The 3,720-nt window shown below is 69.0% G+C and carries 3 protein-coding genes; all 3 read right to left on the minus strand.

Annotated features, from left to right (window positions below; all coding sequences use genetic code 11):
* Positions 1–115: 115 nt before the first annotated feature.
* A complete protein-coding gene (locus QR78_RS29280; RefSeq protein WP_048431144.1) occupies positions 116–1,381 on the minus strand; it encodes an ABC transporter substrate-binding protein in 1,266 nt (421 codons plus the stop codon).
* A gap of 154 nt (positions 1,382–1,535) precedes the next feature.
* Complete coding sequence (gene leuD / locus QR78_RS29285) at positions 1,536–2,144, minus strand: 3-isopropylmalate dehydratase small subunit (RefSeq protein ID WP_048431145.1); 609 nt, start codon at positions 2,142–2,144, stop codon at positions 1,536–1,538.
* Between the two features lies 1 nt (position 2,145).
* Complete coding sequence (gene leuC / locus QR78_RS29290; protein WP_048431146.1) at positions 2,146–3,552, minus strand: 3-isopropylmalate dehydratase large subunit; 1,407 nt, start codon at positions 3,550–3,552, stop codon at positions 2,146–2,148.
* Between the last annotated feature and the right edge of the window lie 168 nt (positions 3,553–3,720).

A 3,720-nucleotide genomic window follows, 5' to 3' on the forward strand; every position in this document is an offset into this window, starting at 1 on the left:
GGAAAGCGCGCACCTTTACAGAGGGTTAGCTCTCTGAGGAGAGGTGCGAATCTGCTCGCCCGTGTGGGAGAGGGGATCCCGCGTCGGCTGGATCAGGGTCGATCAATGGGGGCGTTTAGTTCGCCGCCGTCCCGGCCTTGACGAAGCTCGGGAAGGTCATCTTCCCGTTGGCCACAGTCTGCGGCCAGATCGCCAGCTGCTTGCCGTCCTGCCACTGCATCATCATGCCCGAGACGAGGCCGGGGCCATACTTGATCGAGTGGGTGAACTCGTCGTCCTTGCCATAGAACTGGATGCGCCCGAGGGTGCCCTCCCAGTCGGTCTTCTCCAGCGCCTCGACGAGCTTGTCGGGATCGGTCGAGCCGGCCCGCTTCACCGCATCGGCGATGTAGTAGACCTCGTCATAGGCGGTGTAGCCGGCGTATCCCGGATAGTTGCCGTACTTGGCCTTGAAAGCTTCCGCGAAGGGCGCAGTCTTCGGCGTGACGTTGGTGCCGGGTGCGGCGAACATCTCGAACAGCACGCCCTCGGTGGCGCCGTTCGTCTCCTTCCAGAAGGTGGCATTGGTCGCCTGCGAGGCGATGCCGATCATCGGGATCGGGATCTGCTGGCTGCGCCACTGCACCGTCGGCTGCACGCCGACATGCGAGATGCCGGTGACGATCACGTCGGGCTTGGCGCCCTCGATGCGGCTGAAGATCGGGTTGAAGTCGGTGGTGCTCGGCGAGAACCGGATATGGTCGAGCACCTTCAGCCCGACCTTCGGCAGGCACTCCTTGTAGCCCTCGTCCAGCGGCTTCGTCCACGCCGCGTCCTCGCTCATGATGACGGCGGTCTTCATCTGCCGGCCGTCGACCAGGATGGCCTTGGCGGCGTCGCAGACGGCCTGGGACTGCGCCTTCGAGGTCAGGTAGCCGTGGAAGGAATACTTGTTGCGGGCGTAGTCCTTGTGGACGTTGAGCGGGATCTCGTTCGAGGCCGCGCCCGGCGTGATGAAGGGCAGCTTCAGCCGGGCCGACCAGGGCTGGAGCGCCAGCACCACCTCGCTGATGTAGCTGGCGATGACCGCGTGGGCCTTGTCCTCGCTCGCCGCACGCTGGAAGGCGCGGACCGAATCGGCGGCCGAACTCTTGTTGTCGTAAGCGATGATCTCGATCTTGCGGCCGTCCATCCCGCCCTTGGCGTTGATCTCGTCGGCGGCGAGCTGAGCCGCCTGGGGAATCGAGGCCCCGGCGATGGCCTGTGCCTCCGCGATTACCGCGATGCGGATCGGGTCCGCGGCCTGAACGGTCGAGAGCGAGGCATTGGCGGCCAACAAGATCGTTGAACCAAGCAACGCGCGGACGAGCCGCCGCCTGGCGACGGATGCGCATTCCAGCATGACGTTCCCTCTTCCGGCCGCTGTTTGATTGATGGTGTCGCGGCTCGGACCGGGAGTGTAACGGTGATGGGTCCGATCACAAGATGCTGATCGGATATTGCCTCGACGTGCGCGCGAGCCATCGCGTGGGCGCATGGCTTGCCCCCGGCCCGGATCATCCGGCGATGGACGGTACCCGCCACGGCGCCTCGGCCGCCACCCTCGCCTCGTAGGCCGCGATCGCCTCGGCATGTTCGAGCGTCAGCGCCACGTCGTCGAGCCCCTCGACGAGGCAGCGCTTCTTGAACGGATCGATCTCGAACGGGATCGCATGGCCGTCCGGGTCGGTCACGGTCTGGGCCGGCAGGTCGACCGTGACGGCCGCGCCCGGTGCTGCCGCGAGGCGGGTGCGCAGGGCCGACACCGCCTCGTCCGGCAGGGTCACGGTCAGCAGCCCGTTCTTCGCCGCGTTCGAGGCGAAGATGTCGCCGAAGCTCGGGGCGACCACGCAGCGGATGCCGCCATCGACCAGCGCGTAGACCGCACCCTCCCGCGACGAGCCGCAGCCGAAATTGCGGTCGGCGACCAGGATGCCGGCGCCGGCATAGGCCGGGGCATCGAGGGGGACCGCCTTGCTCCGGCGGCGCTCGTCGTGGAACAGGAAATTGCCGTAGCCGGCGCTCCTCGGCTTCTTCAGGAAGCGGGCCGGCAGGATCTGGTCGGTGTCGATGTTGGCGACGTCGAGGGGCACCGCGACGGCCTGGAGGGTCGTGAAGGGCTGCATCTCAGCTTCTCCCGAGGCGGCGGATGTCGGTGAGGCGGCCGGTGACGGCGGCGGCCGCCGCCATGGCCGGGCTCATCAGGTGGGTGCGGGCGTTCGGCCCCTGGCGGCCCGGGAAGTTGCGGTTGGTGGTCGAGGCGCAGCGCTCGCCCGCCGGCACGAGGTCGCCGTTGATGCCGACACACATCGAGCAGCCGGGTTCGCCCCATTCGAGGCCGGCGTCGCGAAACACCTGGTCGAGCCCTTCCGACTCGGCCTGGCGCCGCACCGGACCGGAGCCGGGCACGACGAGGCCCGGCACCGCGGCTTTCTGGCCGCGCAGCACGCCGGCCGCGGCGCGCAAGTCCTCGATGCGCGAATTGGTGCAAGAGCCGATGAACACCCGGTCGATCGCGACCTCTTCCAGCGGCATGCCGGGCGTGAGGCCCATATAGTCGAGCATCGCCCGCATCTGTCCGGCCTTGGTGGCGTCGGATTCGAGGCCCGGATCCGGCACCGCGGCGGTGACGGGAAGCGCGGTCTCCGGGCTGGTGCCCCAGGTCACGGTCGGGGCGATGGTGCTTGCATCGAGCGTCACCTCGCGGTCGAACCGGGCGCCCGCGTCGCTCGGCAATTGCCGCCAGGCCGCCACCGCCTGATCGAACAGCGCGCCCTTCGGGGCGTAGGCGCGGCCTTCGAGGAACGCGAAGGTGGTGTCGTCCGGCGCGATCATCCCGGCTCGGGCGCCTGCCTCGATCGACATGTTGCAGATGGTGAGCCGCCCCTCCATCGACAGGCCGCGGATCGCGCTGCCGGCATATTCGAGCACGTGCCCGACCGCGCCGCCGGCCCCTACACCTGCGATGATCGCCAGGATCACGTCCTTGGCGGTGACGTGGGGGCCGAGCACCCCGTCGATGGTGACCCGCAGGGTCTTCGGCCGGCGCTGCCACAGGGCCTGCGTCGCCAGCACATGCGCCACCTCCGTCGCCCCGATGCCGAAGCCCAGCGCCCCGAAGGCGCCGTGGGTCGAGGTGTGGGAATCGCCGCAGACGACCGTGAGACCCGGCAGCGTCAGGCCCTGCTCCGGCGCCAGCACGTGGACGATGCCCTGCGCCCGATCGTCGAGGCCGAAATGCCGGATGCGGTGCCGGCCGGCATTGTCGGCGAGCGTCGAGACCATGTTGGCGATCTCGGGATCGGGGATCGGCCCGTCGCGGTCGCGGGAGGGGACGTAGTGATCGGCCACCGCGAAGGTCAGTTCCGGCCGGCGGATCTGGCGGCCGGCATGGTCGAGCATGCCGAAGGCGTGGAACGAGCCCTCGTGCAGCAGGTGCCGGTCGATGGCGAGGAGCGCCTGGCCGTCGGGGCGGGTCGCCATGACGTGGGCGTCCCAGACCTTGTCGAGGAGGGTGCGGGGTTGCGGGGTCATCGGGCGTCCTCCGCCGTGTTCATGGGGAATTGGATCATCGAACTCCGCCCCTTTCCCGGACGACACCACCTTCGCGTTCCTCGAAGGCCGCGCCTACGCCCCGAAGGGCGCGCTGTTCGATCAGGCGGTGGCGGCCTGGCGGCAATTGCCGAGCGACGCGGGCGCCCG

The organism is Methylobacterium indicum, assembly GCF_001043895.1.
GTDB classification, from domain to species: domain Bacteria; phylum Pseudomonadota; class Alphaproteobacteria; order Rhizobiales; family Beijerinckiaceae; genus Methylobacterium; species Methylobacterium indicum.